This is a genomic window from Phenylobacterium aquaticum (assembly GCF_022695515.1).
Classification (GTDB): Bacteria; Pseudomonadota; Alphaproteobacteria; order Caulobacterales; family Caulobacteraceae; genus Phenylobacterium; species Phenylobacterium aquaticum.
Genome location: NZ_JALDPT010000005.1, coordinates 132,897 through 158,653, shown reverse-complemented (window position 1 = coordinate 158,653; position 25,757 = coordinate 132,897). Strand labels below are relative to the sequence as shown.

The window sequence follows — 25,757 nt, the reverse complement described above, 5'->3', positions numbered from 1 at the left end:
GGCGTAAGGAACAGGTTTGATGACGTCCCCCCAATCCGCCGCCAACGAAGCCGGCCAGCCCGTCCACGAGTCCGCGATCTCGCCGATCGAGGACATCATCGCCGACGCCCGCAACGGCCGGCCCTATATCCTGGTCGACGCCGAGGACCGGGAGAACGAGGGCGATGTCATCATCCCCGCCCAGTTCGCCACCCCGGACCAGATCAACTTCATGGCCCGCCATGCCCGCGGCCTGATCTGCCTGTCGATCACCGCCGAGCGCGCGCGCCAGCTGCGCCTGCCGCCCATGGCGGTGGACAACCAGTCCGGCCACGGCACCGCCTTCACCGTCTCGATCGAGGCCCGCGAGGGGGTCACCACCGGCATCTCCGCCCATGACCGGGCCCACACGGTCGCCGTCGCCATCGACCCGACCAAGGGCGCCGACGACGTGGTCTCGCCTGGCCACGTCTTCCCGCTGGTCGCCCGCGACGGCGGGGTCCTGGTCCGCGCCGGCCACACCGAGGCGGCTGTCGATATCAGCCGCATGGCCGGCCTGAATCCCGCCGGGGTGATCTGCGAGATCATGAAGGACGACGGGTCCATGGCCCGCCTGCCGGACCTGATCGCCTTCGCCCAGCTGCATGGGCTGAAGATCGGCACCATCGCCGACCTGATCGCCTATCGCCGCCGCACCGAACGCCAGGTCGAGCGCGTGCTGGAGACCCCGTTCGACAGCGCCTATGGCGGCCGCTTTCGGATGCTCATCTATCGCAACATCCTGGACGGCACTGAGCATGTGGTCCTGACCAAGGGCCGGATCGAGGCTGACAAGGCGACCCTGGTGCGGATGCACCGTGTCGACTTCGCCGCCGACATGCTGGGCCATGTGGAGGCGCGCCGCGACTATGTTCCGCGCGCCCTGCAGGCGCTCGCCGACTATGAGGGGGCGGGCGTGGCGGTGTTCATCCGCGATTCCAACCCCGCCTGGCTGTCGGAGCGCTATGGCGCCGGCGCCGATGTCGACCACGGCGCCAATGTCCTGCGCGACTATGGCGTGGGCGCCCAGATCCTGCTGGATCTCGGAGTGCGCGACATGGAGCTTTTGTCCAATTCCTCCACCGTGCTGCCGGGATCGGGCGGTTACGGCCTGAGGATCGTGGGCCGTCGCGGCCTCGACTAGGCGCCAGCCCGGCGCAAGTTCGGCCCCGGGCCACAGTCTCCATTCCGATTGTTCGAATGTCCCGGATCGAGGTCGGGCATATGGTGAAGCTTGCCTCGAATTGTCGGTCAGCAGCGGCGCCAGATTAGCGCGCGACCAGCGCCCGGCTGATTACTTCCGGCTGCAGGAATCCTGGTCGACTCGGGGCGCCTATTCAAAATTCCCGCAAGAAAAGTGAAAAACCGCTCAGCTTGAGCGGAAATATGTCCAAGTTGGGCGCCGAGCCCATTGCCAACGTTACCCATTCCGGGCTTCTCGCAAGACGGGAATAATTCGCGTCTTGGGTGAGTGAGCATGGGCGTCAATGTACTGTTCGACCTCGTTGAGAGAACGCACGGCGCTTACGGGCGGCAAGAGGGCTCGCGAGTCTACGAGTTCCATCAGGTCGCCAGCCTGCTCTTTGAACTGTCGCTCAGTCTGCGCCGGAAGTGCGGCAACGACTCCGATGCGGTCTTCGTCTACATGGCCTTCGTCCTGGCGGCCGCGATCGAGGCGGTGAACGGCGCGGGCCACGCCAGCGTGGTGTCGCTCTCCGAGGTCGAGGCCAGCCTCTCGGCCTTCAGCATCAGCAACATGACCGGCATCCCGCGCGAAACGGTGCGCCGGAAGCTGCGGCTCCTGGAGCAGAACGAGGTCATCCTGCCGGGGCCCGGGGCCTCCTACACCATCCGGCTGGACCGCACCCGCCTGCAGGAGGTCTTGCTGCCGCGGTCGGGCGGGGCGCTACGGCGCGAGGGCGCGGCCTAATGCAGCCAGCGGCGGACAAGGTCATTCCCTTCCCCCTCGATCGCGTGAGCCCGTCCCTTCCCCGCAACCCGCTCTTCTTCTGCGCCCGGTTGCAGTACCGGGGCTATAACCAGAAGGTCATCGAATACTGCGTCGTCGATGTCTTCGCCGAGCGGGTGCTGGAGTTCACCGCCTCCTGGCGACGGGTGGCGGCGCCCGCGACCGGCTGGATCCCCTCCAACCGCGCCCTGGCGGGCCTCGCCCTGCTGCATGAGACGGTTCGCGGCCGGGCCGTGATCGTCGATGGCGACGCCGGCGAGGACGCGCCCCCGCCCCGCCGGGTGATCCAGGCCTGCGCCCAGGCGATGGAGCTGACCGCCTTCTATGGCCACGGGGCCATGCGGGCCCTGCGTCCGCAGATCGAGGACGAGATCGCCTCCATCCGCCTGGCCGCCTTCGACGGCGAGACCACCGCCTACCAGATCGCCGCCCGGCTTCGCGAAGTCTGGGTCCTGCTCGATGCGGAGCTCCGGGGGACCAAACCTGTCCAGCCCCCCGAAGATCCGTCGACCCCGCTCCGGCTCGTGTCTCTCCCGACGCCGGGGACGGGCGCGGTCGCGGCCCCCGTCCCTCCGCCACCCCCGCAACGGGACGGCGGGCCGCTGATCGAGCTGCTGATCTCCATCGCCGCCGGCGTGGTGGTGGCGCTGGCCGCCATCACCGCCTTCGCGGGCGTGATCTTCGCCCATCGTGACGTCATTCTTATGGAGCTGCGCGACCGTGTCCGGATTTGAAAGAGTGCTGCTGGGTCGCCGTCCGGGCGTCGTGGGCCCGCTCGGCCAATGTCTCACCGCCCAGGACCTGCCCCGGCCGGACCTGAATCGCTGGGGGCCGCGCCGCAAGGCCGAGGTGGTGGTCGCCATCCGCGGCGGCCTGATCTCGCTGGACGAGGCCGTCGATCGCTACCGACTGTCCATGGAGGAGGTGGCCAACTGGCTGAACCTTTTCGATCGCCACGGGCTCAAGGGCCTGCGGGTCACCCACCTCAAGACCTACCGGGCGGCGGCAAGCTGAAACGCCGCGCTAAGCGGTTCATATTGGCCGTTTTCTTGATCGCCGATCCGGCCTATACGTGTCTTCGCTCTATGCACCGCCCGGCCGAAAGGCCGGGCGCCGTCATTTTAGGAAGACCGTCATGACCGACATTCTGATGCCGAAGGCGACCGCTGTCTGGCTGGTCGACAATACGTCCCTCACCTTCGATCAGATCGCCGACTTCTGCGGACTGCACCCTCTGGAAGTGAAGGGCATCGCCGACGGCGAAGTGGCGCGCGACATCCGCGGCGCCGACCCGATCGCCAATGGCCAGCTGTCCCGCGAGGAGCTGGACGCCGCCCAGAACAACGCCAAGTACCGGATGAAGGCCCAGAAGAGCCGTCACGCCGAGCTCTTGAAGCCGGTCAAGAAGGCCCCGCGCTACACCCCCGTGTCGCGCCGCCAGGACCGCCCGGACGCCATCGCCTGGTTCATCCGCAACCACCCGGAAGTGGCCGACAGCCAGATCGCCCGCCTGCTGGGCACCACCAAGGCCACCATCGACCAGGTGCGCAACCGCGCCCACTGGAACGCGGCGAACATCAAGCCCGTCGACCCGGTGACCCTGGGCCTGGCGACTCAGATGGAGCTGGATGCGGTGGTGCGTAAGGCCGCCGACAAGAAGGCCAAGGACGACGCCCGGCGCGGCGTGGTCGAGCCCGATGGTCCGACCCTGGAGCCGGCCTCGGCGACCGGCGCGGTCTTCGCGGCGGCGCCTGAACCTGTCGAGGCGGACGAACCGCACTATGACGACGAGGACGGCGACGAAGACTAGAATCCTGGGGGCCGCCCCGATCCCCGTCGGGGGAGGGGGCGGCGCCTGGGTTTAGTGGGGACGGCTCCTCAAGGCTTCCATCTCTTCCTTGAGCTTGAGCTTCTGTCGTTTGAGCTCGCGAAGCCTGACGTCATCGAAAGCGGGCCTGCTCATCTCGTCGCGAATGGCCTTGTCGAGGTTTTCGTGACGGGATCCCAGCTGGCGGATGCGGGCTTCAACGGCCATGACAGTACGTCTCCTTCCATTGAACAACGAGACGAGTGAACACCCGCTGGTCTGGCCTGTCAGATCACATATGTTTGCAAGCGGGCGACTGAACCGGGCGCCGCAATTGCAGGCGCGGGAGTTGCGTAAATGGTGAATTCCGAGCGCCAGACCCCGGATCTTCCCCGCCTGGTTGTGGGGATTTCCGGCGCGAGCGGCGTGGCCTATGGGCTTCGCGTGCTGGACGCCTGCCGGGACCTGGGGGTCGAGACCCACCTTGTGTTGTCCAAGGCCGCGGCGCTGACCATCGCGCAGGAAACCATGTTGACCCTGGCCGAGGTCCAGGCCCGCGCCGAAGTGTCGCACAAGCCCGGCGACGTGGGGGCCGCCATCGCGTCCGGCTCCTTCCCGACGCTCGGCATGATCGTCGCCCCCTGCTCGGTGCGCACCATGAGCGAGATCGCCACGGGCGTGACCTCCTCGCTGCTGACCCGCGCCGCCGACGTGACGCTCAAGGAACGCCGTCCCCTGGTGCTGATGGTGCGCGAGACGCCGCTGCACCTGGGCCATCTGCGCACCATGGTGCGGCTGGCCGAGATGGGCGCGGTGATCGCCCCGCCCCTGCCGGCCTTCTACGCCAAGCCCCAGAGCCTGGAGGAGATGGTCGACCAGTCGGTCGGCCGGGCGCTGGATCTGTTCGGCCTCTCCTGGAGCGCCGTGAAACGCTGGGGCCAGGATGTCGGCCCGCTCAAGGGAGAGGCCTGACATGTCGCTTTGGGACTGGACGCTGCAGGCCTATGGCCGGCCGGGCGTGCCGGAGGCCTGCCTGGATCTGCAGGACGCGCACGGCCAGAACACGCCCTTCCTGTTGTGGGCGGTCTGGGCCGAGGGGCCGGACGCCGCCGTGCTGGCGGAGGCCGCGCGCCTGGCCAAGGCCTGGGACGCGGCGGTGCTGATCCCCATCCGCACCGTGCGCCGCACGCTCAAGCCGGCCTTTCCCGGTGTCGCGGACAAGGCCCGCGAAGGGCTCCGGGAGGACATCAAGGCCGCGGAGCTGCGGGCCGAGCGCGTGCTGATGGAATCGCTGGAAGCCCTGTCGGGTCATCACAAGGGCGGGACCCCCGCCCTGGCGGCGCTCAAGGCGGCGGTGGCGGCCTGGGGCGGCGGCGCCTCGGACGACGCCCTGGCCCGGCTGGCCGAGCCGCTCACCTGAATTTCATCGGAGGACGCGCGCGTAGAAGATTGCCTAACCTCGCAGGGGCTAGGCCTGTCTTTACGGGTTCAACGACGATGCGCATCATCGTCAGATCGCGTGGCGGGGCGGCTGTATGAACGATCACGAAGCTGAAGATCCGGATGACGCCATCCGCGCGCGGCTGGCCGTCGCCCTGCAGGAGCACGCCGACCTCGACGTCGCCGTCCATTCCCTGTCGATGGCGGCCATGCCGGACATGATGGTGATCGGCCGGCTGAAGCGGAAGAAGCTGGCCCTGAAGGACGAGATCGCCCAGCTCAAGGAACTGCTCACCCCCGACATCATCGCCTGATGATTTCAGGAGGTCGCTGCAGCCAAACATCAGGTGAGCCTGGCATCGACTAGGCAGGCCCAATGCTCGGGCCGGTGGCGGAAGCGGGTGCTATGAAGTGGGGCCTTGGAGATCCAGCCTACGTCGGGTCGCTGCTGGTGGTTCTGGCGGCGATTGTGGGCATGATCCGAACGCCAGGATCGTCGCTCAAGACGGGCAAGAAGATCTCCTTGTTCGTCGCCTTGCTGCTCTTGTGCCTCGTGAGCGGCTGTTACGCCTGGCTTGGAACGTCCTGCTACGTCTTCGGAGGGTGTCCCTAACCGTCAGCCGGTGTTGCGGATGTCGCGCTTGCGGACGAACATCGCCGCGTCGGCCTCGGCGACCAGGGCCTCGGGCTCCATGTCGAGCGAGATCTCCCGCACGCCGAAGGAGATGTGTAGCGGCGCGGACCAGTCGCCGAACTGGATCGGCGCCCCTTCGATGGCCTGGGCCAGGGACTGGGCCTTGGCCTCGGCGGTGGTCTTGTCGGCCTGGACCAGGATCACGGCGAATTCGTCGCCGCCCATCCGGCCGACTATGTCGGAATCCCGCACATTGGAGGCCAGCCTCTGGGCCACCGCCTGCAAGGCGGCGTCGCCGGCGGCGTGGCCGTAACGGTCATTGACGCTCTTGAAGCCGTCCAGATCGAAATAGACCAGGCTGGCGGGCGAGCCGTAGCGCTGGGAGAAGGTGCGGATTCGGCCCAGTTCGCGCACGAAGGCGCGGCGGTTGAGCACCGGGGTCAGGGGATCGCGATCGGCCAGTTCCTCGGCTTCCGCCAGTTTGGCCTTCAAGCGGCCCACTTCGCCGCGCAGATCATCAATCTCGGTGAGCAGGGTCTTGACCGCGTTCTGCACCGCCGGGGTCAGGTCGGTCTCGGTCAGGCCGAGAAAGGCCGTCTTGTCGGCCGGGGCGGGCGCCGCGGCCGTGGCATAGGCGCCGGCCTTGGCGAGCGCGCGTTTGCGGATCGCTGAAAAGGTCTCGCTGCGGGCGCCGGAGATCTTCATGAGACCTTTCGTCCAACCAGAATCACCCAGGGGGCCGGGCGTTAAGAATCCTAAACGTCCTTGGTTGCGGGCGCAAAGCCGGCGCCTATACTCCGCGCCTTTCCGGAAAGGGGCCTCTTCATGAGCGCATCGCCCGCGCCCGTCGCGATCATCATGGGCAGCCGGTCCGACTGGCCGACCATGAGGCTGGCGGCCGAGATGCTCGACGCGCTCGGCGTGGCCTATGAGGCCAAGGTGGTGTCCGCCCACCGGACGCCCGACCGGATGTACGCCTTCGCCAAGTCGGCCAAGGCCCAGGGCTTCAAGGTGATCATCGCCGGGGCCGGGGGCGCCGCCCACCTGCCGGGGATGACGGCCTCGCTCACCGAGCTGCCGGTGCTGGGCGTGCCGATCGAATCCAAGACGCTCAAGGGCGTCGACAGCCTCTATTCCATCGTCCAGATGCCGGGCGGCATCGCCGTCGGCACGCTCGCCATCGGCGAGGCGGGGGCCAAGAACGCCGGCCTGCTGGCCGCCCAGATCCTGGCCCTTTCAGACGACGCCCTGGCGGAGCGCCTGGCCGCCTTCCGCAGGACCCTGGCCGACAATGTGGCCGAGACAGTCGAGGACGCGTGAACACGCACATGACGCCGCTCCCCCCCGGATCGACCATCGGCATACTCGGCGGAGGGCAGCTCGGACGCATGCTGGCCCTTGCTGCGGCAAGGCTTGGCTTCGATGTGGCCATCCTCGAGCCGGAGGAGAATTCCCCCGCCGCGCGGGTCGCCGCCCATGCCATCGTCGGCGCCTATGACGACGCCCGGGCGCTCACCGCGCTCGCCGAGATCTCCGACGTCATCACCTTCGAGTTCGAGAATGTGCCGGCGCTCGCCGTCGAACGGCTGATCGCCCTGGGCGCCCATGTCGCGCCCAATGCGCGGGCCCTGGCCGTCGCCCAGGACCGGGTGGAGGAGAAGACCTTCCTCAATTCCGCCGGTGTCCCCACCGTCGCCTTCGCCAAGGCCGACACCCCGGACGAGGCCGCCGAGGCCCTGCACGTCATCGGCGCTCCGGCCCTGATGAAGACCCGCCGCGACGGCTATGACGGCAAGGGCCAGAAGTGGGTCGAGCACGCCTCGACGGCCCAGGCGGTGTTCGCCGCCCTGGGCGGCAAGCCGGTGATCGTCGAGGCGCCGGCCGACTTCGTCCGCGAACTGTCGGTCATCGCCGCCCGCGGCGCAGGCGGCGAGATCGCGGTCTATCCGCTGAGCGAGAACCATCACGAGGCCGGCGTCCTGCGTCGAACGGTCGCGCCCGCGGAGGTCCCCCAGGAGACCGCTGACCAGGCCGAGCGCATCGCCGCCCAGATTTTGACCTCGCTGGACTATGTGGGGGTGATCGGGATCGAGCTGTTCGAGCACGCCGACGGCCGGCTGCTGGTCAATGAGATCGCGCCCCGGGTCCACAATACGGGCCACTGGACCCAGGACGGCTGCGAGGTCGACCAGTTCGAGCAGCACATCCGCGCCGTCGCCGGCTGGCCGCTGGGGCCCACCCACGCCACCAGCCGGGTCGAGATGGTCAATCTGCTGGGCGAGGAGGCCCTGGCCTGGGCGCATCTGGCCGGCGAGCCGGACGCCCGGCTGCATCTCTATGGCAAGCGCGACGCCAAGCCGGGTCGCAAGATGGGCCATGTGAACCGCCGCCGTCCGCTGGCCAGCTCAGGCCACTCTCACCGAAGCGAATAGGGCGAAGGCCTTAGGCCTCGTTCGGAATGGCCGAGAGGGCTTCTTCCAGCTCCAGGAAGCTGGGCTGGGCGCCCGAGGGGACATTGCCGCGGCCGATCTCGACGGAGATCTGGGCGGCGTTGCCGTGCAGGTGGGCGACCAGGACGGCCTGGATGATCTTGTAGAACGCGCCTTCCTCGTCGACGACCTGCTGCATGCGGGTCGCGAAGGGCGCCACCAGGCCATAGGCCAGGAACACGCCGAGGAAGGTGCCGACGAGGGCGCCGCCGATCATCTCGCCCAGCACTTCCGGCGGCTCGGTGATCGCGCCCATGGTCTTGATGACCCCCAGCACGGCGGCGACGATGCCGAGCGCGGGCAGGGCGTCGGCGAGCGACTGGATGGCGTGGGCCGGGGCCAGCGCCTCGTGGTGGTGCTTCTCCAGCTGCTTTTCCATGGCGTCCTCGACCTGGTGCGGGTCCTCGAGGTTCATGGTCATCATCCGCAGGGTGTCGCAGATGAAGTCGATGGCGAAGTGGTCCTTACCGATCCGCGGATAGCGCGAGAAGATCGTCGAATCGTGCGGGTTCTCGATGTGGCTTTCCAGGGCGATGACGCCCTTGGACTTCATGGTCTTGGTCAGAAGGAACAGCAGCGACAGCAGGTCGCGATAGTCCGTCGCCTTCCACTTGGGGCCGGAGAACACCTTGCCCATGCCGCCGCCGCAGCCCTTGATCACGGTCATCGAGTTGGCGATCAGGAAGCTGGCGACGCCGGCGCCGCCGATGGCCATCAGCTCGTGCGGGGCGGCCTCGATAATGACCCCCATGTTGCCGCCGGACATGATGTAGCTGCCGAAGACCAGGCCAAACAGCAGTACGATGCCGATGATCTGAAACATGCTGTGGGAGTCCCTGGGCGGATATCGAGGCGCAGCATCGGCGTTAATGCTTAATGCGTCGTAAGGAGAACTGGGTTTGCGCTTCGGCGCGGCCCGGCCTAACAGCGAACCATGGCTAAGAGTCACTCCACGCCGGAGGGTCTGCCGATGCAGTCCTTCGCGATCATTTTCGGCGTCTCCCTGGTGACCGCCATGGGCAACACCGGGATGATCTCGGTCTTGCCGGCGATCGGCCGGTCCATCGGCATTCCCGACTATCTGGTCGCCGGCGTGTTCTCGCTGTCGGCCCTGCTGTGGGCCTTTTCCTCGCCGTTCTGGGCCAAGGCGTCGGACCGTTACGGCCGCAAGCCGATGATGCTGATCGGCCTGACCGGGTTCGCGGTCTCAATGGCCGCCTGCGCCGTGGTGGTCAGCGCCGGCCTGCATCACCTGGCCCACTGGATGGTGATCTTCGGCCTGTTCCTCGTGGCCCGGGCCCTGTTCGGCCTGTTCGGCGCCGCCTCCAATCCGGCGACCCAGGCCTATGTGGCCGAGCATACCCCGGTGGAGAAACGCACCCAGTCGATGTCGAGCCTGGCCGGCGCATTCGGCCTCGGCACCGTGATCGGACCGTTTCTCGCGCCCCTGTTCATCCTGCCGATCCTGGGCCTGGCCGGCCCCATGACCATCTTCTCGCTGATCGCCGTGACCATGCTGGTGGTGGTCTGGCGCAAGCTGCCGGAGAGCGCGCACCGGCCGAAGTACGAGGCCCGCACCCACGCCTTCGCCGGCGAGAAGGAACAGCCGATGTGGCGCGATCCGCGGATCACGCCCTTCCTGATCTACGGCTTCATCGTCGCGGTCAGCCAGACGGCCCAGGCCCAGACGCTGGGCTTCCTGATCATCGACAAGCTGGGCCTGCCGATCCAGCAGGCCCAGGGCTTCATCGCCATCGCCATGGCCTTCGGCGCCGTGGCCGGCCTCTTGGCCCAGTGGGGCATCATCCGGATGCTCGACATGACCCCCCGCCAGCTGCTGCGCTGGGGCGTGGCCGTGGCGGCGGCGGGCAATCTGCTGGTGGCCTTCGCGCCGGACTACTGGGCGGTGGTGACGGGATACGCCCTGTCCTGCCTGGGCTTCGGCTTCGCCCGGCCGGCTTCACCGCCGGATCATCCCTGGCCGTGGACATGGGCGAGCAGGCCCGGGTGGCCGGCGCCATCGCGGCGGTGAACGGCGTCAACGTGGTCCTCGCCCCGGCCTTTGTCTGGCTCTACGAGCACTACCATTCGGCCCCGTTCCTGCTGAACATGACCATGATGCTGGCGATGCTGGTCTTCGCCTTCACCAACCGCCAGCTGCGCAACGCCGATCCGGCGCCCGCGACCCGCGATGACCAGACCCTCGCCGGCCTGGAAAAGAGCGACGAGGGCGGGGTCTAGCCGACCGGCTGGACGGGTTGAGCGACCGGCGGGGCCGGCGGCGGCCCGGCCGTGGGCACCTCGGCCTTCAGCAGGCCGACCATCTGCATCGACAGATAGCCGTCGGCGATCATGCCGCGGGCCTTCTGCCAGGCCCGCAGCGCGCTCCTGGTGTTGACCCCGATCACGCCATCCGCCTCGCCGGGGTCGAAGCCCAGGGCCGCCAGGGCCTGCTGGGCGGTGATCCGGTCGGCGAGCGACAGGGGGATCTCATAGGGCCAGGCCTGGATGAGCGGCCCCGCCCCGCCGAACCGGTCGGCCAGCAGGCCGACGCCCAGCGCATAGGTGGTGGCGTTGTTGTACTTGCGGATCACGAAGTGGTTCGGCAGCAGCAAGAACTTCGGTCCCGTGGCGCCCGTGGGGGCGATCAGCATGCACTTGGCGGTCTGGTCGGCCGTGATCCAGGGCAGGCCGTCGGCGCGGACAACGCCCAGGCGCGCCCACCAGTCCGGCGTCTCCCGCGGGCCCTCGGTCAGGCTGTAGTCGAAGCCGTCCGGCACGGTGACCTCGTGCGCCCAGGTCTGGCCCCGCACCCATCCGCCCTTGGCCAGCAGATTGGCGGCCGAGGCGAGGGCGTCGGCGCTGGAGCCCCAGATGTCGCGCTTGCCGTCCCCATCCTCGTCGACGGCGGTGGAGAGGAAGGTGGTGGGGATGAACTGGGTCTGGCCCATGGCCCCGGCCCAGGAGCCATAGAGCTGGGACCGGGGGAACTCGCCGGAGCCGATGATCTTGAGCGCCGCCATCAGCTGGTCCTCGGCGAACTGGCGTCGGCGGCCGTCGGCGGCCAGCGTCGCCATGCAGCGGACCACGTCGAAGCTTCCCATGACCGCGCCAAAGCCGGTCTCGACCGCCCAGACGCCCATGACCACATCGGCCGAGACGCCATAGCGCGTCTCGATGTCGGTGATGACGGAGGCCAGTTCGGCGCGCTTGCGCTGGCCGATGGCGATGCGGTCGTCGGAGATCACGCCCTTGATATAGTCGCCGAACGGCTTGGCGAATTCCGGCTGGCGGCTGTCCAGCGTCAGCACCCGGGGATCGGAGACCAGGCCGGCCAGCTCGCGGTCCAGCAGCTCGGAGGGCAGGCCCGCCTTGACCGCGCGGCCATAGAAGTCCCGCGCCCAGCCGTCGAAGCCGGGATCGCCGGACTGGGTCGGCGAAACCACCGGCGCGGGCGATTGCGGGGTCGGCGCCGCGGGCAGGGGCGACACCGCCGGCAGCAGATTCGGCGTCGGGTCGGCGCATCCGGCCAGGAGCAAAACGAGAAAGGAGCGGCGATCCATGGTTGCGACCCTAACCGCGCCCGGCCCAGGTCTCAATCACAAGCCCGTCAGGGGAGAGCCGGCGTTGACTCAATCGGCTGGCCCCCGTATATGCGCCCGCTCTGTAGACAACCCGGGCCGCCGTTGGTCGCCCTAGAGATACGGTCATGAAGGTCAGAAGCTCGCTCAAGTCGCTCAAGACGCGTCACCGCGACTGCAAGCTCGTGCGCCGCAAGGGCGTCGTCTACATCATCAACAAGACCGACCCGCGCTTCAAAGCCAAGCAAGGCTGAGGCTTCAGGGTTTCGTCCCGGAGATGGCGTCGAAGCTGCTCTGGGACGTCGGTAATGTGGTGGTGCGGTGGAATCCGCGCACGCTCTATTCCCAGGTCTTTGAGGATCCGGCCGATTGCGACCGGTTCCTTTCGGCTGTCTGCACCATGGACTGGCACACGGCGCATGATCGCGGTGTGACCTTCGCGGACAACCGCGCGCCGCTGCTGGCGCGATTCCCCGAATACGCCGACCAGATCCACGCCTGGGAGACCCGGTGGTGGGATATGTTTTCCGGAACCATCCCGGAGACCGAGGCCGCGATCGAGGCGCTCGCCCTTCGCGGGGTTCCGCAGTTCGGCCTGACCAACATGTCCCGGGAGACCTTCCCCGGGACCATCGCCATGAGCCCAGCCTTCCGCCACATCCAGGCCTTCGTGGTCTCGGGCGACGAGGGGCTGATCAAGCCCGATCCGGCGATCTTCGAACTGACGCGCGACCGCTTCGGGCTCGACCCCGCCGACACCCTGTTCGTCGACGACAGCGCCGCCAATATCGCCACCGCCCAGGCCCTGGGATTCGATACGCACCACTTCACCGATCCGGCGGCGCTTCTGCCCGCTCTGGAAGCCCGCGGCCTCCTCTAGATCGCGTGACAGGCGACGCGCCTATCGCTAGGTTCCGCGCCTTTCCGACACCGCCCACTTATGAGAGGCTCTCCCCATGGCCGACGACAGCGCCCACAGCGACATCCTGAACGTCACGGCGCAGACGCAGCTGAAGAGCATCATTGAGCGCATCGAGCGGCTGGAGCTGGAGAAGTCCGAGATCGCCGAGCAGATCAAGGAAGTCTTCGCCGAGGCCAAGGGCAACGGCTTCGACGTCAAGGTGCTGCGCAAGGTGGTCCGCCTGCGCAAGCAGGACCGCGCCAAGCGCCAGGAGGAAGAGGCCATCCTCGACCTCTATCTCTCGGCGCTCGGAGAGATTTGAAGCGCGCCCCGCCAGACCGGAAGGAGGCCGCCAAGCGGGCGGCCCTCAACGCCCTCAAGCGCGCCCGTCGTCAGGCGGACCGCGCAGGGGTCAAGCTTTCCGACTGGGAGGGGGAATTTCTGGGCTCGGTCGAGGACCGGCTCAAGACCTATGGCCGCGCCTTCGGCGATCCCGAAAAGGGCGGCGCTGGCGAGGCGCTGTCGGTCATGCAGCATGTGAAGCTGCGCGAGATCTCGTCCAAGGCCAAGGGCGAGAAGAAGGAGCCCCCCAAACGCCGGGGCTTCGCGCGCAAGACGCCCAAGCCCGACTGAGCGGCGTCTGACCCCGCGGCGGTTGTCCCCCGATCTTGTGGCGCCTATTGTGCCATTTCCGAGATCGCTGACCTAAGGACCCGCCGTGCCTCCCTACATTCTCTACGCCATGCCGGGCTCGCTCTATTCCGGCAAGGCGAGGGCCTATCTGCGCAAGCAGCATCTCGACTTCATCGAGCGCGCGCCCAGCCACCCCCGCTTCGACGAGGCGCGCCGCGCGGTCGGTCGCTGGATCATCCCGGTGCTGGAGACGCCGGAGGGCGCCTTCATCCAGGATGGGTCCGACATCATCGCCCATGGCGAGGCGGCGGGCTGGGCGCAGCTGCCGGCCGGAGCGGGCGGGCCGCTTCAGCGGCTGATCGGGGCGATCTTCGAGCTGTTCGGCGGCGAGGGCATGGTGCGCCCTGCCATGCACTACCGCTGGGATTTCGACGCCGACAATCTGGGCTTCCTGGCCCAGGACTTCTCCGGTCCCATGGTGCTGGAGGGCGGGGCAGAGGCTCGCGCCGCGTCCTTCGCCGCCTCCAGCGCCCGCATGCGGCAGGCGGCGCGGATCTTCGGGGTGAGCGAAGAGTCGGCGCCGGCGATCGAGGCGTCCTACGCCCGGTTCCTGCAGCTGTTCGAGGCGCATCTTGAGACCACGCCCTATCTGCTGGGCGGCGTCCCGACGCTCGGCGACTACGGCCTGTTCGCGCCGCTGCACGCCCACCTGGCCCGCGATCCCCATCCGGCGACCCTGATGAAGACCACCGCCTGGCGGGTCTGGCGGTGGGTGGAGCGGATGTACGCGCCCAACCAGGACGCCGGCGAATATGGCGATGTGGCGGAGACGGTCGCCGCAGGCGACGCGGTTCCGGATACGCTCAAGGCCCTGCTGGCCTTTGTCGCCGAGGACTATCTGCCGGAGATCGAGGCCTTCGTGGCCTTCTATAACGGCGTCGCGGCCGGGCCGGACATCGTCGCGGGCGAGGTGATCGGCGGGCGGGCGAGCCAGAGGGTGATCGGCTTCACCGGCTTCGACTGGCGCGGCGTGAAGCTCAGCGTCGCCGTCTTCCCCTATCGGGTCTGGCTGCTGCAGAAGATCCATGACCTGTTCGACGGTCTGGAAGCGGCCGAGCAGACGCGGGCGCGCGCCCTGCTGGCCGAGGTCGGGCTGGAGCGGCTGCTGGACCTGCGCCCGACCCGCCGGGTCGAGCGCGTGGACAATCGCGAGGTCTGGGGCGCGGGTTAGGCCGCGTGGCTTTCGGCGTCGGTCTCCGGGACAGCCTCACCCGAGGCTTCGCGGATCACGTCTTCCAGCCCCTGTTCGCGCACCTTGCGATAGAGGGTCGAGCGGCCGATGCCGAGGCGCCGGGCCACCTCGCTCATGTGGCCGGCATAGATCTCGATTGCCAGCTGGATCAGGTCGCGTTCGATGTCCTCCAGCGTCCGCAGGTGACCGCGGCCGTCGAGGATGCGGACGGGCGCGTCCTTGGGCAGGTCGTCCATCAGCTCGCCCGCCGAGGCGATCGGCGGATGGGCGTGGCTCATGGGCGGCTCGCCAGCCTCGGGGATCGGGGCGGCGACGCCGGAAATGGCCGGGAAGTCGTAGGGCTGCAGATAGGGGGCGTCGGCCAGCACGATGGCGCGATAGACCGCGTTCTCCAGCTGGCGGACATTGCCAGGCCAGTCGTAGCTGGTCAGGAAGGCGATGGTCTCGGCCGAGGCGCCGACCACCGACTTGCCCTCTTCGACATTGAACCGGCGGATGAAGGTCTCGACCAGGGCCGGCACGTCCTCGCGCCGTTCGCGCAACGACGGGGCCTCGATCGGGAAGACGTTCAGGCGATAGAACAGGTCCTCGCGGAAGCGGCCTTCCTTGACCGCATTGGCCAGGTCGCGATTGGTCGCCGAGACGATGCGGACATCGACCTTGACGCTGCGCTTGGAGCCGACCGGGTCGATCTCGCTCTCCTGCAGGGCGCGCAGCAGCTTGACCTGGATGTCGAGGGGCAGCTCGCCGACCTCGTCGAGGAACAGGGTGCCGCCATTGGCCTCCAGGAACTTGCCCAGGTGCTTGTCGGTGGCGCCGGTGAAGCTGCCCTTCTCGTGGCCGAACAGGATGGACTCGACCAGGTTCTCGGGCAGGGCGCCGCAGTTCACGGCGACGAAGGGCTTGCCGGCGCGCTCGGACGAGCCGTGCACGGCGCGGGCGATGACTTCCTTGCCGACGCCGCTCTCGCCGGTGATCAGGACGGGGATCGAGGACTTGGCGGCGCGTTCGCCCATGCGCTTGACCAGCTGCATGGGGGGCGAATTGCCGACCAGATCGGCGAAGGTGGCGCGGCCGCCGGCGTGCTTCTTCAGCCGCTCGACCTCGCCCTTCAGGGCGCCCATCGACAGGGCGTTGCGGATCGAGACGATGATCCGTTCCGGCGAGGCCGGCTTGATGAAGAAATCGCAGGCGCCGGCCTGCATGGCCTGGACGACCGTGTCGATGCCGCCGGTGGCGGTGACGACGATCACCGGCTGGGCGAAGGACCGCGCGCGGATTTCCTTCAGCGTGTCCTGACCCGACAGGCCCGGCATCACCAGGTCCAGCAGGATCAGGTCGCAGGCGCCGCCCGAGGTCAGCTTGGCGATCGCCTGATCGCCGTTTTCGGCATGGACGACCGCGAACCCTTCGCGCTCCAGGACCGCCTGGATCAGCCTGCGCTGAGTCGGATCGTCATCGACGACGAGGACCGTTTTGGCCATTTGAAAACACCCACCTGGACTGGACGCTCATCTGCCGGGGCAACCCCGGGATGACGTTCCTTATGTCGCGGATTGATACAGGTCCGAGGTAAAGGCGGGGTTTCGGAGACCTGAGTCAGGGGTTAACGCCGCGCCGTCAGCGGCCTCCGCCGGCCATGCGCGGATGCATGGCCGCCCGCCGGGAATCGGCGATGGGCTTGCGTCTTGTCACGCTCTAGCTCTCACTGGGTGAAACGCCCTGGGGAGGGACGCCGATGTTCGTGGGCCACTACGCCGCCGCCTTCGCCGCCAAGAGCATGGAGCCGCGCGCCCCGCTCTGGACCTATGTGGCCGCGGCCCAGCTGATCGACATCGGCTGGAGCGGACTGATCCTGGCCGGGGTCGAGCGGATGCACATGGATGCGAGCCTGCCCGGCAGCGCCCTGGTGCTGGAGCATATGCCCTACACCCACAGCCTGCCCGGATCCCTGATCTGGTCCCTGGGCGCAGCGATCCTGGCCCGGCTGGTCCTGCGCCTGCCCTGGCGCGCGGCCCTGTTCATCGGCCTGACCGTCTTCTCCCACTGGCTGGGCGACCTGCTGGTGCACCGGCCGGACCTGGAGCTGTGGTTCGGGGGCCAGAAGGTCGGCTTCTCCCTCTGGGACTATCCAGTCCCGGAGGAGGCGCTGGAGATGGGGCTGTTGGCCGTGGCCGGGGCCGCCTGGGCCTGGCGGCGCGGGGTGGAGGGACGCTCCCTCCTGCCGGCCCTGTTGTTCCTGAGCTTCCTCGTGGCCTTGCAGATCGTGGCCCTGGTGCTGCCGGGCGGGGGCGCGGCCAGCGGCTTTGCGACGACCGCGCTCGCCGCCTATCTGGTCGCGACCTTCCTGGCCTGGCTGGCCGAGCGCGGTGACGCTACGTCATAGCTTGCAGGCCCTAGCGTCAGGCGCATAGTGCCGCCCAAGGCCGCAGCGACGGCTGCTGGGAGGCAACATGAAGTTCACCAAGATCGTCCTCGCGCTTGCGATGACCGCCGCTCTGGCCGGCTGCAACGGCAAGCCGGGCAATGTCGACGGCGCGCGCCTGGCAAAGCGCCACCGGCGGCGACTGGATGGCCGTCGGCCACACCTATGACGAACAGCGCTACAGCCCGCTGACCAAGATCGACACCAAGAATGTCGGCCAGCTGGGCCTGGCCTGGTTCCACCAGTTCGACACCGACCGCGGCCAGGAAGCCACGCCGGTCGAGGTGGACGGGGTGCTCTATGTCACCACCGCCTGGTCCAAGGTCTTCGCCTTCGACGCCAAGACCGGCGAGCAGAAGTGGGCCTTTGACCCCAAGGTCGACGGGACCAAGGGCTTCGACGCCTGCTGCGACGTGGTCAACCGCGGCGTCGCCGTCTGGAAGGGCAAGGTGTATTTCGGCGCCCTCGACGGCCGCCTGATCGCGCTGGACGCCGCCACGGGCAAGCAGGTCTGGTCGGTTCAGACCACCGACCCGGCCAAGCCCTACACCATCACGGGCGCCCCCCGGATCATCAAGGACAAGGTGCTGATCGGCAACGGCGGCGCCGAATACGGCGTGCGCGGCTATGTCAGCGCTTATGACACCGCCACCGGCAAGATGGTCTGGCGCTTCTATACGGCCCCCAACCCCGAGGGTCAGCCGGACGGCGCCCCCTCCGACAAGATCATGGCCGAGAAGGCCGCCGGCACCTGGTACGGCGACGTCTGGAAGCAGACCGGCGGCGGCGCCACGGTCTGGGACTCCATGGCCTATGACCCGGATCTCGACATCGTCTATCTGGGGGTCGGCAACGGCACGCCCTGGAACCATCTGAAGCGGTCGGACGGCAAGGGCGACAACCTGTTCGTCTCCTCCATCCTGGCGCTCAAGCCCGACACCGGCGAATATGTCTGGCACTATCAGACGACGCCCGGCGAGAGCTGGGACTACACCGCCACCCAGCACATCATCCTGGCCGACCTGACCCTCAACGGTAAGGTCCAGAAGGTGCTGATGCAGGCGCCGAAGAACGGCTTCTTCTACGTGCTGGATCGCGCCACGGGTAAGCTGATCTCGGCCAAGGGCTTCGTGCCCCAGACCTGGGCCACTGGGGTTGATCCGGTCACCGGCCGCCCGGTCGAGAACCCGGCCGCCCGCTACAAGGACGCCCCGTCCCTGCAGCTGCCCGGCCCGCTGGGCGCCCACAACTGGCACCCGATGAGCTACAGCCAGCAGACGGGCCTGGTCTATATCCCGGCCCAGGCCTCGCCCTTCGCCTACACCAACATCAAGGACTTCAAGTACAACCCCAAGGGCTGGAACGTCGGCACCAACCTGCTGGCCAACGCCCTGCCGGACGACAAGGCGACGCTGGCCGCCATGAAGTCGATGTTCAAGGGCCAGCTGATCGCCTGGGACCCGGTGGCCCAGAAGGCCCGCTGGACCGTCGAGCATCCCTTCTTCTGGAACGCGGGCGTGGTCTCCACGGCGGGCGGCCTGGTCTTCCAGGGCAATGCCGAGGGCCAGTTCGTCGCCTATGATGCGGCCAACGGGACCAAGCTGTGGAGCTACAAGACCACCAACGGCGTCGTGGCGGCGCCGGCGGTCTATGAACTGGACGGCGAGCAGTATGTCGCGGTCATGGTCGGCTATGGCGGCGGCGGGCCGGTCTCGGCCTCGGTGCTGCTGGGCAACCAGCCGCGTCTGCCGGGCCGCCTGATGGTCTTCAAGCTGGGTGGCAAGGCCACGGCGCCGGCCTATGACATCCCGGTCGTTCCGGCCCTGGACCTGACCGGCGTCACCACGACGGGCGACGCCAAGGCCGGCTTCGCGCGGTTCCATGAGAACTGCCAGGTCTGCCACGGCCCGAACGCATCGGGCGCCTATCTGCCCGACCTGAAGAAGTCGCAGATGATCCTGACCGCCGACAACTTCAAATCGGTGGTGATCGACGGGGTCCGCAAGGCCAACGGGATGGTGAGCTTCGCCGGAACCCTGACGCCCAAGGACGCCGAGGACATCCGCGCCTACATCATCAGCGAGGCGAAGAAGACCCAGGTCGCCGCGGCCGCCATGCCGGCGGCCGCGAAGTAAGGGACTAGATCGACCGCAACGCCGCCTCGAACCGCTCCGAAATCCAATCCGCCTGATCGGCGGTGAGGATCAGGGGCGGGGCGAGGCGGACGGTGTGGTCATGGGTGTCCTTGGCCAGGAGGCCGAGGCCTTTCAGCGCCTCGCACAGGGGCCGCGCGCCGCCCGCGTCAGGGTGCAGCTCCACCGCCAGCATCAGGCCGCGTCCGCGCACCTCCTTGATCGCGGGATGGCCGATCGCCCCCAGGCCGGCCTTGAGCCGCTCGCCCATGCGGGCGGAGTTCTCGATCATGCCTTCCTCGACCAGCACCTTCAGCGCCATGCGGGCGACCGCGCAGGCGAGCGGATTGCCGCCAAAGGTCGAGCCGTGGTCGCCGGGCTTCAGCACCCCCAGCACCTCGGTGTTCGAGAGCACGGCGGAGACCGGATAGAAGCCGCCGGCCAGGGCCTTGCCGACCAGGGTCAGGTCCGCCTCGATGCCCTCATGCTGCTCGGCCAGCAGCTTGCCGGTGCGCCCCAGGCCGGTCTGGATCTCGTCCAGGATCAGCACGACATTGCGGCGGGTGCAGATCTCGCGAACGCGCGTGAAATAGCCGTCGGGCGGGATGATTACCCCGGCCTCGCCCTGGATCGGCTCGACCAGGAAGCCCACGGTGTTGGGGCCGATGGCGGCCTCGAGCGCGTCGGCGTCGCCGAAGGGGATGATCCTGAAGCCGGGGGCAAAGGGGCCGAAGCCGCCGCGGGTCTGGTCGTCGGACGAGAAGCCGACGATGGCCAGGGTCCGGCCGTGGAAGTTCTCGGAGCAGACGATGATCTCGGCCTGGCCCTCGGCCACGCCCTTGATCTCATAGCCCCACTTGCGGACGACCTTCAGGGCGCTTTCCACCGCCTCGGCGCCGGAGTTCATCGGCAGGACCATGTGCGAGTTGGTGAGCTCGCACAGCTCCTCATAGAAGGCCGGCAGCTGGTCGTTGCGGAAGGCGCGGCTGGTGAGGGTGAGCCGCGAGGCCTGTTCGGTCATGGCCGCCAAGATGCGCGGGTGGCAGTGGCCCTGGTTCACCGCCGAATAGGCCGACAGACAGTCGAGATAGCGATTGCCGTCCACATCCCAGACATGGACGCCTTCGCCGCGGGTCAGGACCACGTCGAGCGGCTTGTAGTTGCGGGCGCCGTAGTGCTGCTCCTTTTCGATCAGCAGAGCGGCGGAGGGCGAGCGGGCGAGGGTGGTCGTGGTCATGTCGAGGCTCACGGCTGGAGGGCGAGGGCGGGCTGGCTGACGAGGTCGAGGCGCAGCGTCATGCAGAAGGCGGCGCGCCGGACAGTATGAAGGGATCAAGGTCGACCTCGACGACGCGGTAGCCGCGATCGGTCAGGCGCTGGCGCAGGCGGTCCGGCGCGCGCGCCATGATGACATTGCGATCCAGGCAGACGGCGTTGACGCAGAAGGCCTGGGCGTCCTCATCCGAAGCGACGATGCGGTCCGCCGGGGCCACATGGGCCTCGATGGCGGCCAGGCCCTGGGCCGTGAAGGCCGGCGGATAATAGAGCACCTCGCCGCCGCTCAAGGGCCGGAAGCAGGTGTCGAGGTGGTAATAGGCCTCGGTCGCCAGCTCGAGCGGGACCACGGGGCGGCCGAACTCCCGGCCGATGACGTCCGACGCCGCGCGATGCGAGCGCGGGCCATGGCCGGTCCAGAACAGCTGGCGGGTCTCGTCCCACAGGCCGTCGCCGGCGCCTTCGTGGGTGAGGTCGGCGGGCAGCTCGACGATCTCTGTGATCAGACCCTGACCGCGGAGGCGCTCGAAGGCGGCGCGGAACGGGGCCTCCTCGCCCTGGCGTTCCGGATGGCGGAAGCGGGCCAGGAGGGGCTTGCCGTCCAGCACCACGGCGGCGTTGGCGGGAAAGACCAGGTCCGGCAGACCCTCGACGGCCGGGACGATCTCGACGATCCCGCCGCAGGACTCCAGGGCGCGGCGCAGGGCGGCGGAGGCGGCGACCGCCTCGGCCTTGCGATGGCCGGCCCAGGCGTCGGGGCGCATCCAGGGATTGATGCTGTAGCTGACATCGAACCAGGCCGGGTCGGTCATCAGGAAGCGCGGGGTCATGCTCGGAGGCTTTCCTTGAAGGGGACCTCCAGACTGGTCGCGGGCCGCGCTATCGAAAAGCGGCAGTCATGCTACATTCGGCGCGATTTTCTGGCGAAACGTCAGGACAACATGGCGAAATGACATGGACGACCTTGACCGCCAGATCATCGCCCGGCTGCGGCAGGACTCCCGCACCCCCGCCGCCGCCCTAGCCGCGGAGCTGAAGGTCAGCCGCGGCACGGTCCAGAACCGCATCGAGCGCATGCTGGCCCGCGGGGCCATACTGGGCTTCACCATTCGCACCCGCGGGGTCGAGGCCCAGCAGATCCGGGCGGTGATGAGCGTAGAGGTGACGGGCGACAAGACCCAGGCGGTGGTGCGGGCCCTGCGCGGCTTTCCGCAGGTCGCCGCGATCCATTCGACCAATGGCCGCTGGGACCTGGTCGTCGATCTCGCCACCGACAGTCTGGCCGGGTTTTCCGAGACCCTGGACGCGATCCGGCGGATCGACGGGATCGGGGTGACCGAAACCAGCCTTCTCTTGAAGAGCTACTGAGCCCTGGCCAGGCGCAGGGCCCAGTCCACCTGGGCCGGCAGGCAGAGGGTGTCCCGGTCATAGCGGGCGATAATGTGCTCGCGCGCCTGGGCGCCCAGCCGGCAGCGGGCGTCGGGGTCGTTCAGCAGATCACTGATCCCGGCCGCCAAAGCCGCGGGATCATCGAAGGGGACCAGACGTCCGGTCTCTCCGTCGGTGATCATCTCGGTCACAGGCGCCGTGTCGCTGCCGACGATGGCGCAGCCCACGCTCATGGCCTCCATGAGGCTCCAGCTCAGGACGAAGGGCCAGGTCAGATAGACGTGGACCATCGAGATCTGCAGGACGCGCAGATAGGTGTCGTAGGGAACCCGGCCGACGAAATGGACGCGTTCCCGCTGATCTTCGGTGAGCGACGGCCACACCTCGTGTCGATAGACATCCTTCCAGGTCCGGCCCTTGGGCGGCGGCTGACTATAGCTTGATCCGTCGCCGCCGATCAGGATCACGCGGGCGCGCGGATAGCGCGTAAGGACCTCCGGCAAGGCCCGCATGAAGGTGTGGTAGCCGCGCAAGGGTTCCAGGTTGCGGTTGACGAAGGTGATCACCTCATCGCCCGCGCTCAGGGTCACGCCCCGGCCCAGGCTGATTTGGCTTTGGGGGTCCGGCCGGATGCGGCGGGTGTCGATGCCGTCGTGAATGACCTCGATCTTCGGGCGCAGGCGGGCTGGAAACTGGTCCGCCTGGAACCGCGTCGGCGAGATCGCCGCATCGGCGTCCTCCAGGCCCATCATCCAGGGCAGATTTCGGATCCGCATGATCGGCCCGGCGTCGTTCTCCAGGTCAGGGGGCGTCAGCTCCGAGACCATCACCTTTCGGTCGGGTGAGAAGAAGAACTCCGCATAGATCCCCAGGGGCGTCGTCGGCCAGACGTCACGTAGGAACAGGGTCTCGCCCCAGCCCGGATGGCCGATGATGGCGTCCGGTTCGAAGCCGTCGGACTTGAGGGCGCGGGCGGCCCTGAAGATCCGTTCGCCCTGCGCGACCTCGCCATCGAAAATGGACGTCCAGGGATGGCTGTCCTTTCCGACCGTACGCGGCGGATTCAACCTCTGAACCTGCACGCCCAGCCAGTCGTCGCCGATGTCCTCGCGCGTGGTCAGGGCGCGCACCTCGTGGCCGGCACGCGCCAGGGCCGGGGCCAGCGACACGAACTGACCGGGGAAGTTCTGGTGGATGAACAGGAATTTCATCGGTCGTCCCGGCGCTCTAGCCCTGCGTGGGGCCGGCGGCCCAGGCCTTCCCATATCGATTCTGGCCGGGCCCCCGCAATCCGGCCCTGCGCCAAGGCGCGCCCTTCGGCCGACGCCGGGCTTGGATCGGCCAGCCCCTGTGATAGGAAGCGCCCTTTCCGGGGCTTGGGCTCCGAATGGCGGCGATGAGCATGTCCGAACCTCTCGATCCTGAGACCCCGGTCGAATCCCCGGCGGCGGACGCCGCGCCGGACGCGCCGGCCAAGCCCAAGCGGGTCCGGAAATCGAGAGCCAAACCCAAGCCCGAAGCGGCGTCCGACACGGCCGCGCCGGCCGACGCGCCGCCGGCCCCGCCCGCCGAGGCGGCCGAGACCCCGCCCAAGCCCAAGCGGGTCCGCAAGTCGCGGCCCAAGCCCGAGGCGAGCCCGGCGGACGTCGCGCCCGAAACCCGCCGGCGGAGCTGGCGACCGACGCCGGGCCTGTCGACGAGCAGGCTCCGGAGGCGGACCTCGTCCCCGAGCCTGAGGCCGTCCACGAGCCCGAGCCGGTCCAGCCGTCCGAGGCCGCCCCAGCCTATGAGCCGGAGGCCTGGGTCTCGACGGTGGGCCGCCCGCGCCCCAAGCCCGACCGTCCGCCGCTCTGGAAGAGCCGGCCGCTGATGCTGGGTGTGGCCGCCGCCATCCTGCTGACGATTGTCGCGGTGATCGGCTCCCTGCTCTGGGCCCTGCCTTTGAACCGGGCGCTGGAGCCGCTGGCCAGCCCGACCCTGGTGCTGGTGGCCGAGAACGGCCAGCCGATCGCCCGCCGGGGGTCCTACAAGGAAGCTCCGATCGAGGTGGCCAAGCTGCCCAAGGCCGTGCCCGCCGCCTTTGTCGCCATCGAGGATCGCCGCTTCTACCAGCACATGGGGGTCGATCCCCGGGGCATCCTGCGGGCGCTTCACCGCAACGCCCAGGCCGGCGAAGGCGTGCAGGGCGGTTCGACCATCACCCAGCAGCTGGCCAAGAACGCCTTCCTGACCAACCAGCGCACCCTGAAGCGCAAGGTCCAGGAAGCCCTGATCGCGCTTTATCTGGAGACCCGGCTCTCCAAGGACGAGATCCTGTCGCGCTATCTGTCGTCGGTCTATTTCGGCGACGGGGCGTTTGGCCTGCGGGCCGCGGCGCGGCGCTATTTCGACACCTCGCCGGAACAGCTGACCGTGGGCGAGGCGGCCATGCTGGCGGGCCTGGTCAAGGCGCCCTCGCGCCTGGCGCCCAGCGAGAATCCGCAGGGCGCGCGGGCCCGGATGCGCGTCGTCCTGGCGGCCATGGTGGAGACCGGGGCCATCACCCGCGCCCAGGCGGACGAGGCGGCGCGCTCGGTGGTCATCGCCCCGCGCCCGACCAAGCTGCCGACCGGCTCCTATTTCGCCGACTGGATGATGCCCCAGGCCAAGGCCGCCTTCGAGGGCCGCTATGGCGAGACGGTGGTCCGCACCACGCTGGACACCGACCTGCAGGCCCAGGCCGAGAAGATCATCAATCAGTTCCTGGAGCGCGACGGTCCGGTGCTGCACGCGACCCAGGCGCCTGGTGGCCATGCGGCCCGACGGCCGGGTGATCGCCATGGTCGGCGGCCGCGACTACAAGCAGAGCCAGTTCAACCGGGCCGACGGCGAACGCCAGCCGGGCTCGGCCTTCAAGCTGTTCGTCTATCTCACCGCCCTGCGCCAGGGCTGGACGCCCAACAGCCCGATCCTCGACACCCCCGTGCAGATCAGCGGTTGGACGCCCAAGAACCACGAGGGCAAGTACGCCAATCGCGAAGTGCCGCTGATCACCGCCTTCGCCGCCTCGTCCAACGCCGCCGCGGTGCGTCTGGCCAAGATCGTCGGTCGCGACGAGATCGTGCGCACCGTGCGCAGCCTGGGCGTCGACGAACCGATCCCCGACGACCTGACCCTGGCTCTGGGCACCGGCCCGATGAGCCTGGTGCAGCTGACGGCGGCCTATGCCGCCATCGCCGCCGGCGAGGGCCCGGTGATCCCGCACGGCCTGGCGGACTGGAAGCGGCCCAAGCCCGCGATCCCGCTGGGCAAGGCCGAGCTGGCCGGCATGCGCGATCTGCTGCGGTCGGCCACCCAGCACGGCACCGGCGTCGCCGCGGCCATTCCCGGCGCCTTCGGCAAGACCGGTACGACCCAGAATTATCGCGACGCCCTGTTCATCGGCTATGTCGGCGACCTGGTGGTCGGCGTCTGGGTCGGCAATGACGACAACAGCTCGATGAACGGCGTGGTCGGCGGCGGCCTGCCGGCCCAGATCTGGCGCGCCTTCGCGACCTATGCGGTGGGGCATGGCGCCCCGGTCGCGGCGCCCGCCGCCGAGGAGACCGCGCCGCCCGAGGATCTGGTTCCCGTCGATCAGCTCTCGCCCATGGTCGAGCTGCCGCCCGGCGCGGAAGGGCCTGTCCCGGCCGAGGGCGGAGAGGCCGTCCCGACCGCCCCGGCGGCGCCCGCGGCGCCTCAGGCCCCGCCGCCCCCCGCCGTCGCACCGAGAGGCTAGGGGCCTTCCCCTTCGGCCGCGACCGGCATAGCATCCGGGGTATGACACCGGTTAC

General features: G+C 68.6%; 29 protein-coding genes and 2 pseudogenes. 22 read left to right on the top strand and 9 right to left on the bottom strand.

What is annotated here, in order from left to right; translation table 11 throughout:
• Nucleotides 1-19: 19 nt before the first annotated feature.
• From ribB to MQH10_RS05870, 5 genes are all read left to right on the top strand, one after another.
• Entirely contained in the window at nt 20-1,162 is a 1,143-nt protein-coding gene (gene ribB / locus MQH10_RS05890) for a 3,4-dihydroxy-2-butanone-4-phosphate synthase (protein ID WP_242563141.1), read from the top strand.
• Nucleotides 1,163-1,495: 333 nt separating this feature from the next.
• Nucleotides 1,496-1,948: a hypothetical protein gene (locus tag MQH10_RS05885; protein ID WP_242563140.1), complete on the top strand. Its 453-nt coding sequence runs from the start codon at nt 1,496-1,498 to the stop codon at nt 1,946-1,948.
• 44 nt (nt 1,949-1,992) lie between these two features.
• A complete protein-coding gene (locus MQH10_RS05880) occupies nt 1,993-2,721 on the top strand; it encodes a hypothetical protein (protein ID WP_242563139.1) in 729 nt (242 codons plus the stop codon).
• 4 nt (nt 2,722-2,725) lie between these two features.
• Nucleotides 2,726-3,001 carry a CtrA inhibitor SciP gene (gene sciP, locus MQH10_RS05875; protein ID WP_242563138.1) on the top strand — a complete coding sequence of 92 codons (276 nt, stop codon included), beginning with the start codon at nt 2,726-2,728 and terminating at the stop codon, nt 2,999-3,001.
• Nucleotides 3,002-3,122: 121 nt separating this feature from the next.
• Nucleotides 3,123-3,797, top strand: coding sequence for a DUF1013 domain-containing protein (locus MQH10_RS05870; RefSeq protein ID WP_242563137.1), 675 nt, complete (start codon nt 3,123-3,125; stop codon nt 3,795-3,797).
• A 51-nt stretch (nt 3,798-3,848) separates the two neighbouring features.
• Here MQH10_RS05870 and MQH10_RS05865 read toward each other — a convergent pair whose 3' ends face one another.
• A complete protein-coding gene (locus tag MQH10_RS05865; RefSeq protein ID WP_242563136.1) occupies nt 3,849-4,022 on the bottom strand; it encodes a YdcH family protein in 174 nt (57 codons plus the stop codon).
• Nucleotides 4,023-4,151: 129 nt separating this feature from the next.
• Between MQH10_RS05865 and MQH10_RS05860 the strand changes: the two genes are divergently transcribed.
• The 3 genes from MQH10_RS05860 (at nt 4,152) to MQH10_RS05850 (ending at nt 5,548) form a co-directional block, all read left to right on the top strand.
• On the top strand, nt 4,152-4,766 hold the full coding sequence (locus MQH10_RS05860; RefSeq protein WP_242563135.1) for a UbiX family flavin prenyltransferase: 615 nt from the start codon (nt 4,152-4,154) through the stop codon (nt 4,764-4,766).
• Nucleotide 4,767: 1 nt separating this feature from the next.
• Nucleotides 4,768-5,214, top strand: coding sequence for a TIGR02444 family protein (locus MQH10_RS05855; RefSeq protein ID WP_242563134.1), 447 nt, complete (start codon nt 4,768-4,770; stop codon nt 5,212-5,214).
• A gap of 115 nt (nt 5,215-5,329) precedes the next feature.
• Nucleotides 5,330-5,548 (top strand): YdcH family protein, encoded by a 219-nt coding sequence (locus MQH10_RS05850; RefSeq protein ID WP_242563133.1) that lies wholly within the window; start codon nt 5,330-5,332, stop codon nt 5,546-5,548.
• A 302-nt stretch (nt 5,549-5,850) separates the two neighbouring features.
• Here MQH10_RS05850 and MQH10_RS05845 read toward each other — a convergent pair whose 3' ends face one another.
• Complete coding sequence (locus tag MQH10_RS05845; RefSeq protein WP_242563132.1) at nt 5,851-6,573, bottom strand: GGDEF domain-containing protein; 723 nt, start codon at nt 6,571-6,573, stop codon at nt 5,851-5,853.
• 120 nt (nt 6,574-6,693) lie between these two features.
• Between MQH10_RS05845 and purE the strand changes: the two genes are divergently transcribed.
• Together purE and MQH10_RS05835 are read left to right on the top strand one after the other, a co-directional pair.
• Complete coding sequence (purE, locus tag MQH10_RS05840; protein WP_242563131.1) at nt 6,694-7,188, top strand: 5-(carboxyamino)imidazole ribonucleotide mutase; 495 nt, start codon at nt 6,694-6,696, stop codon at nt 7,186-7,188.
• Nucleotides 7,189-7,196: 8 nt separating this feature from the next.
• The gene (locus MQH10_RS05835) at nt 7,197-8,300 is read left to right on the top strand and encodes a 5-(carboxyamino)imidazole ribonucleotide synthase (RefSeq protein ID WP_242563130.1); all 1,104 of its coding nucleotides are present in this window, start codon (nt 7,197-7,199) and stop codon (nt 8,298-8,300) included.
• A gap of 10 nt (nt 8,301-8,310) precedes the next feature.
• Here the strand turns inward: MQH10_RS05835 and motA are convergent, their stop codons facing one another.
• Nucleotides 8,311-9,180, bottom strand: coding sequence for a flagellar motor stator protein MotA (gene motA / locus MQH10_RS05830; RefSeq protein ID WP_242563129.1), 870 nt, complete (start codon nt 9,178-9,180; stop codon nt 8,311-8,313).
• Nucleotides 9,181-9,291: 111 nt separating this feature from the next.
• Between motA and MQH10_RS05825 the strand changes: the two are divergent.
• Nucleotides 9,292-10,598, top strand: a pseudogene (locus tag MQH10_RS05825) (MFS transporter).
• Here MQH10_RS05825 and MQH10_RS05815 read toward each other — a convergent pair.
• The gene (locus tag MQH10_RS05815; protein ID WP_242563126.1) at nt 10,595-11,920 is read right to left on the bottom strand and encodes a lytic murein transglycosylase; all 1,326 of its coding nucleotides are present in this window, start codon (nt 11,918-11,920) and stop codon (nt 10,595-10,597) included. The pseudogene MQH10_RS05825 and the gene MQH10_RS05815 overlap by 4 nt on opposite strands.
• A 146-nt stretch (nt 11,921-12,066) precedes the next feature.
• Between MQH10_RS05815 and ykgO the strand changes: the two genes are divergently transcribed.
• The 5 genes from ykgO to MQH10_RS05790 all read left to right on the top strand — a co-directional run bounded on the left by ykgO (nt 12,067) and on the right by MQH10_RS05790 (nt 14,703).
• Nucleotides 12,067-12,192 (top strand): type B 50S ribosomal protein L36, encoded by a 126-nt coding sequence (gene ykgO, locus MQH10_RS05810; protein ID WP_242563125.1) that lies wholly within the window; start codon nt 12,067-12,069, stop codon nt 12,190-12,192.
• A 23-nt stretch (nt 12,193-12,215) separates the two neighbouring features.
• Nucleotides 12,216-12,818, top strand: coding sequence for an HAD family hydrolase (locus MQH10_RS05805; RefSeq protein WP_242563124.1), 603 nt, complete (start codon nt 12,216-12,218; stop codon nt 12,816-12,818).
• A gap of 76 nt (nt 12,819-12,894) precedes the next feature.
• Nucleotides 12,895-13,161: a nucleoid-associated protein GapR gene (gapR, locus tag MQH10_RS05800; RefSeq protein WP_242563123.1), complete on the top strand. Its 267-nt coding sequence runs from the start codon at nt 12,895-12,897 to the stop codon at nt 13,159-13,161.
• Complete coding sequence (locus MQH10_RS05795) at nt 13,158-13,472, top strand: hypothetical protein (protein WP_242563122.1); 315 nt, start codon at nt 13,158-13,160, stop codon at nt 13,470-13,472. The genes gapR and MQH10_RS05795 overlap by 4 nt, the downstream gene beginning before the upstream one ends.
• Before the next feature lie 85 nt (nt 13,473-13,557).
• The gene (locus tag MQH10_RS05790; RefSeq protein ID WP_242563121.1) at nt 13,558-14,703 is read left to right on the top strand and encodes a glutathione S-transferase C-terminal domain-containing protein; all 1,146 of its coding nucleotides are present in this window, start codon (nt 13,558-13,560) and stop codon (nt 14,701-14,703) included.
• Here the strand turns inward: MQH10_RS05790 and MQH10_RS05785 are convergent.
• Nucleotides 14,700-16,208: a sigma-54-dependent transcriptional regulator gene (locus MQH10_RS05785; protein WP_242563120.1), complete on the bottom strand. Its 1,509-nt coding sequence runs from the start codon at nt 16,206-16,208 to the stop codon at nt 14,700-14,702. The genes MQH10_RS05790 and MQH10_RS05785 overlap by 4 nt on opposite strands.
• Nucleotides 16,209-16,462: 254 nt before the next feature.
• Here MQH10_RS05785 and MQH10_RS05780 point away from each other — a divergent pair, with 254 nt between their 5' ends.
• The 3 genes from MQH10_RS05780 (at nt 16,463) to MQH10_RS05770 (ending at nt 19,284) form a co-directional block, all read left to right on the top strand.
• Entirely contained in the window at nt 16,463-17,110 is a 648-nt protein-coding gene (locus MQH10_RS05780; RefSeq protein ID WP_242563119.1) for a hypothetical protein, read from the top strand.
• A 67-nt stretch (nt 17,111-17,177) separates the two neighbouring features.
• On the top strand, nt 17,178-17,318 hold the full coding sequence (locus MQH10_RS05775; RefSeq protein ID WP_242563118.1) for a hypothetical protein: 141 nt from the start codon (nt 17,178-17,180) through the stop codon (nt 17,316-17,318).
• Entirely contained in the window at nt 17,296-19,284 is a 1,989-nt protein-coding gene (locus MQH10_RS05770) for a PQQ-dependent dehydrogenase, methanol/ethanol family (RefSeq protein WP_242563117.1), read from the top strand. Before MQH10_RS05775 ends, MQH10_RS05770 begins: the two co-directional genes overlap by 23 nt.
• Before the next feature lie 4 nt (nt 19,285-19,288).
• Here MQH10_RS05770 and rocD read toward each other — a convergent pair whose 3' ends face one another.
• Together rocD and MQH10_RS05760 are read right to left on the bottom strand one after the other, a co-directional pair.
• The gene (gene rocD, locus MQH10_RS05765) at nt 19,289-20,518 is read right to left on the bottom strand and encodes an ornithine--oxo-acid transaminase (RefSeq protein ID WP_242563116.1); all 1,230 of its coding nucleotides are present in this window, start codon (nt 20,516-20,518) and stop codon (nt 19,289-19,291) included.
• 58 nt (nt 20,519-20,576) lie between these two features.
• Nucleotides 20,577-21,386, bottom strand: coding sequence for a dimethylarginine dimethylaminohydrolase family protein (locus tag MQH10_RS05760; protein ID WP_242563115.1), 810 nt, complete (start codon nt 21,384-21,386; stop codon nt 20,577-20,579).
• A 124-nt stretch (nt 21,387-21,510) separates the two neighbouring features.
• Here MQH10_RS05760 and MQH10_RS05755 point away from each other — a divergent pair, with 124 nt between their 5' ends.
• Nucleotides 21,511-21,924: an Lrp/AsnC family transcriptional regulator gene (locus tag MQH10_RS05755; RefSeq protein WP_242563114.1), complete on the top strand. Its 414-nt coding sequence runs from the start codon at nt 21,511-21,513 to the stop codon at nt 21,922-21,924.
• Here MQH10_RS05755 and MQH10_RS05750 read toward each other — a convergent pair.
• On the bottom strand, nt 21,918-23,156 hold the full coding sequence (locus MQH10_RS05750; RefSeq protein WP_242563113.1) for a glycosyltransferase: 1,239 nt from the start codon (nt 23,154-23,156) through the stop codon (nt 21,918-21,920). The genes MQH10_RS05755 and MQH10_RS05750 overlap by 7 nt on opposite strands.
• A gap of 658 nt (nt 23,157-23,814) precedes the next feature.
• On the opposite strand from MQH10_RS05750, the pseudogene MQH10_RS05745 reads away from it, so the two are divergent.
• Nucleotides 23,815-24,408: pseudogene (locus tag MQH10_RS05745) on the top strand (transglycosylase domain-containing protein); the annotation flags it as partial.
• Here the strand turns inward: MQH10_RS05745 and MQH10_RS05740 are convergent.
• Nucleotides 24,327-24,527 carry a hypothetical protein gene (locus MQH10_RS05740; RefSeq protein ID WP_242563112.1) on the bottom strand — a complete coding sequence of 67 codons (201 nt, stop codon included), beginning with the start codon at nt 24,525-24,527 and terminating at the stop codon, nt 24,327-24,329. The pseudogene MQH10_RS05745 and the gene MQH10_RS05740 overlap by 82 nt on opposite strands.
• A 209-nt stretch (nt 24,528-24,736) precedes the next feature.
• On the opposite strand from MQH10_RS05740, the gene MQH10_RS05735 reads away from it, so the two are divergent.
• Nucleotides 24,737-25,702: a penicillin-binding transpeptidase domain-containing protein gene (locus MQH10_RS05735; RefSeq protein WP_242563111.1), complete on the top strand. Its 966-nt coding sequence runs from the start codon at nt 24,737-24,739 to the stop codon at nt 25,700-25,702.
• Nucleotides 25,703-25,757: the final 55 nt, after the last annotated feature.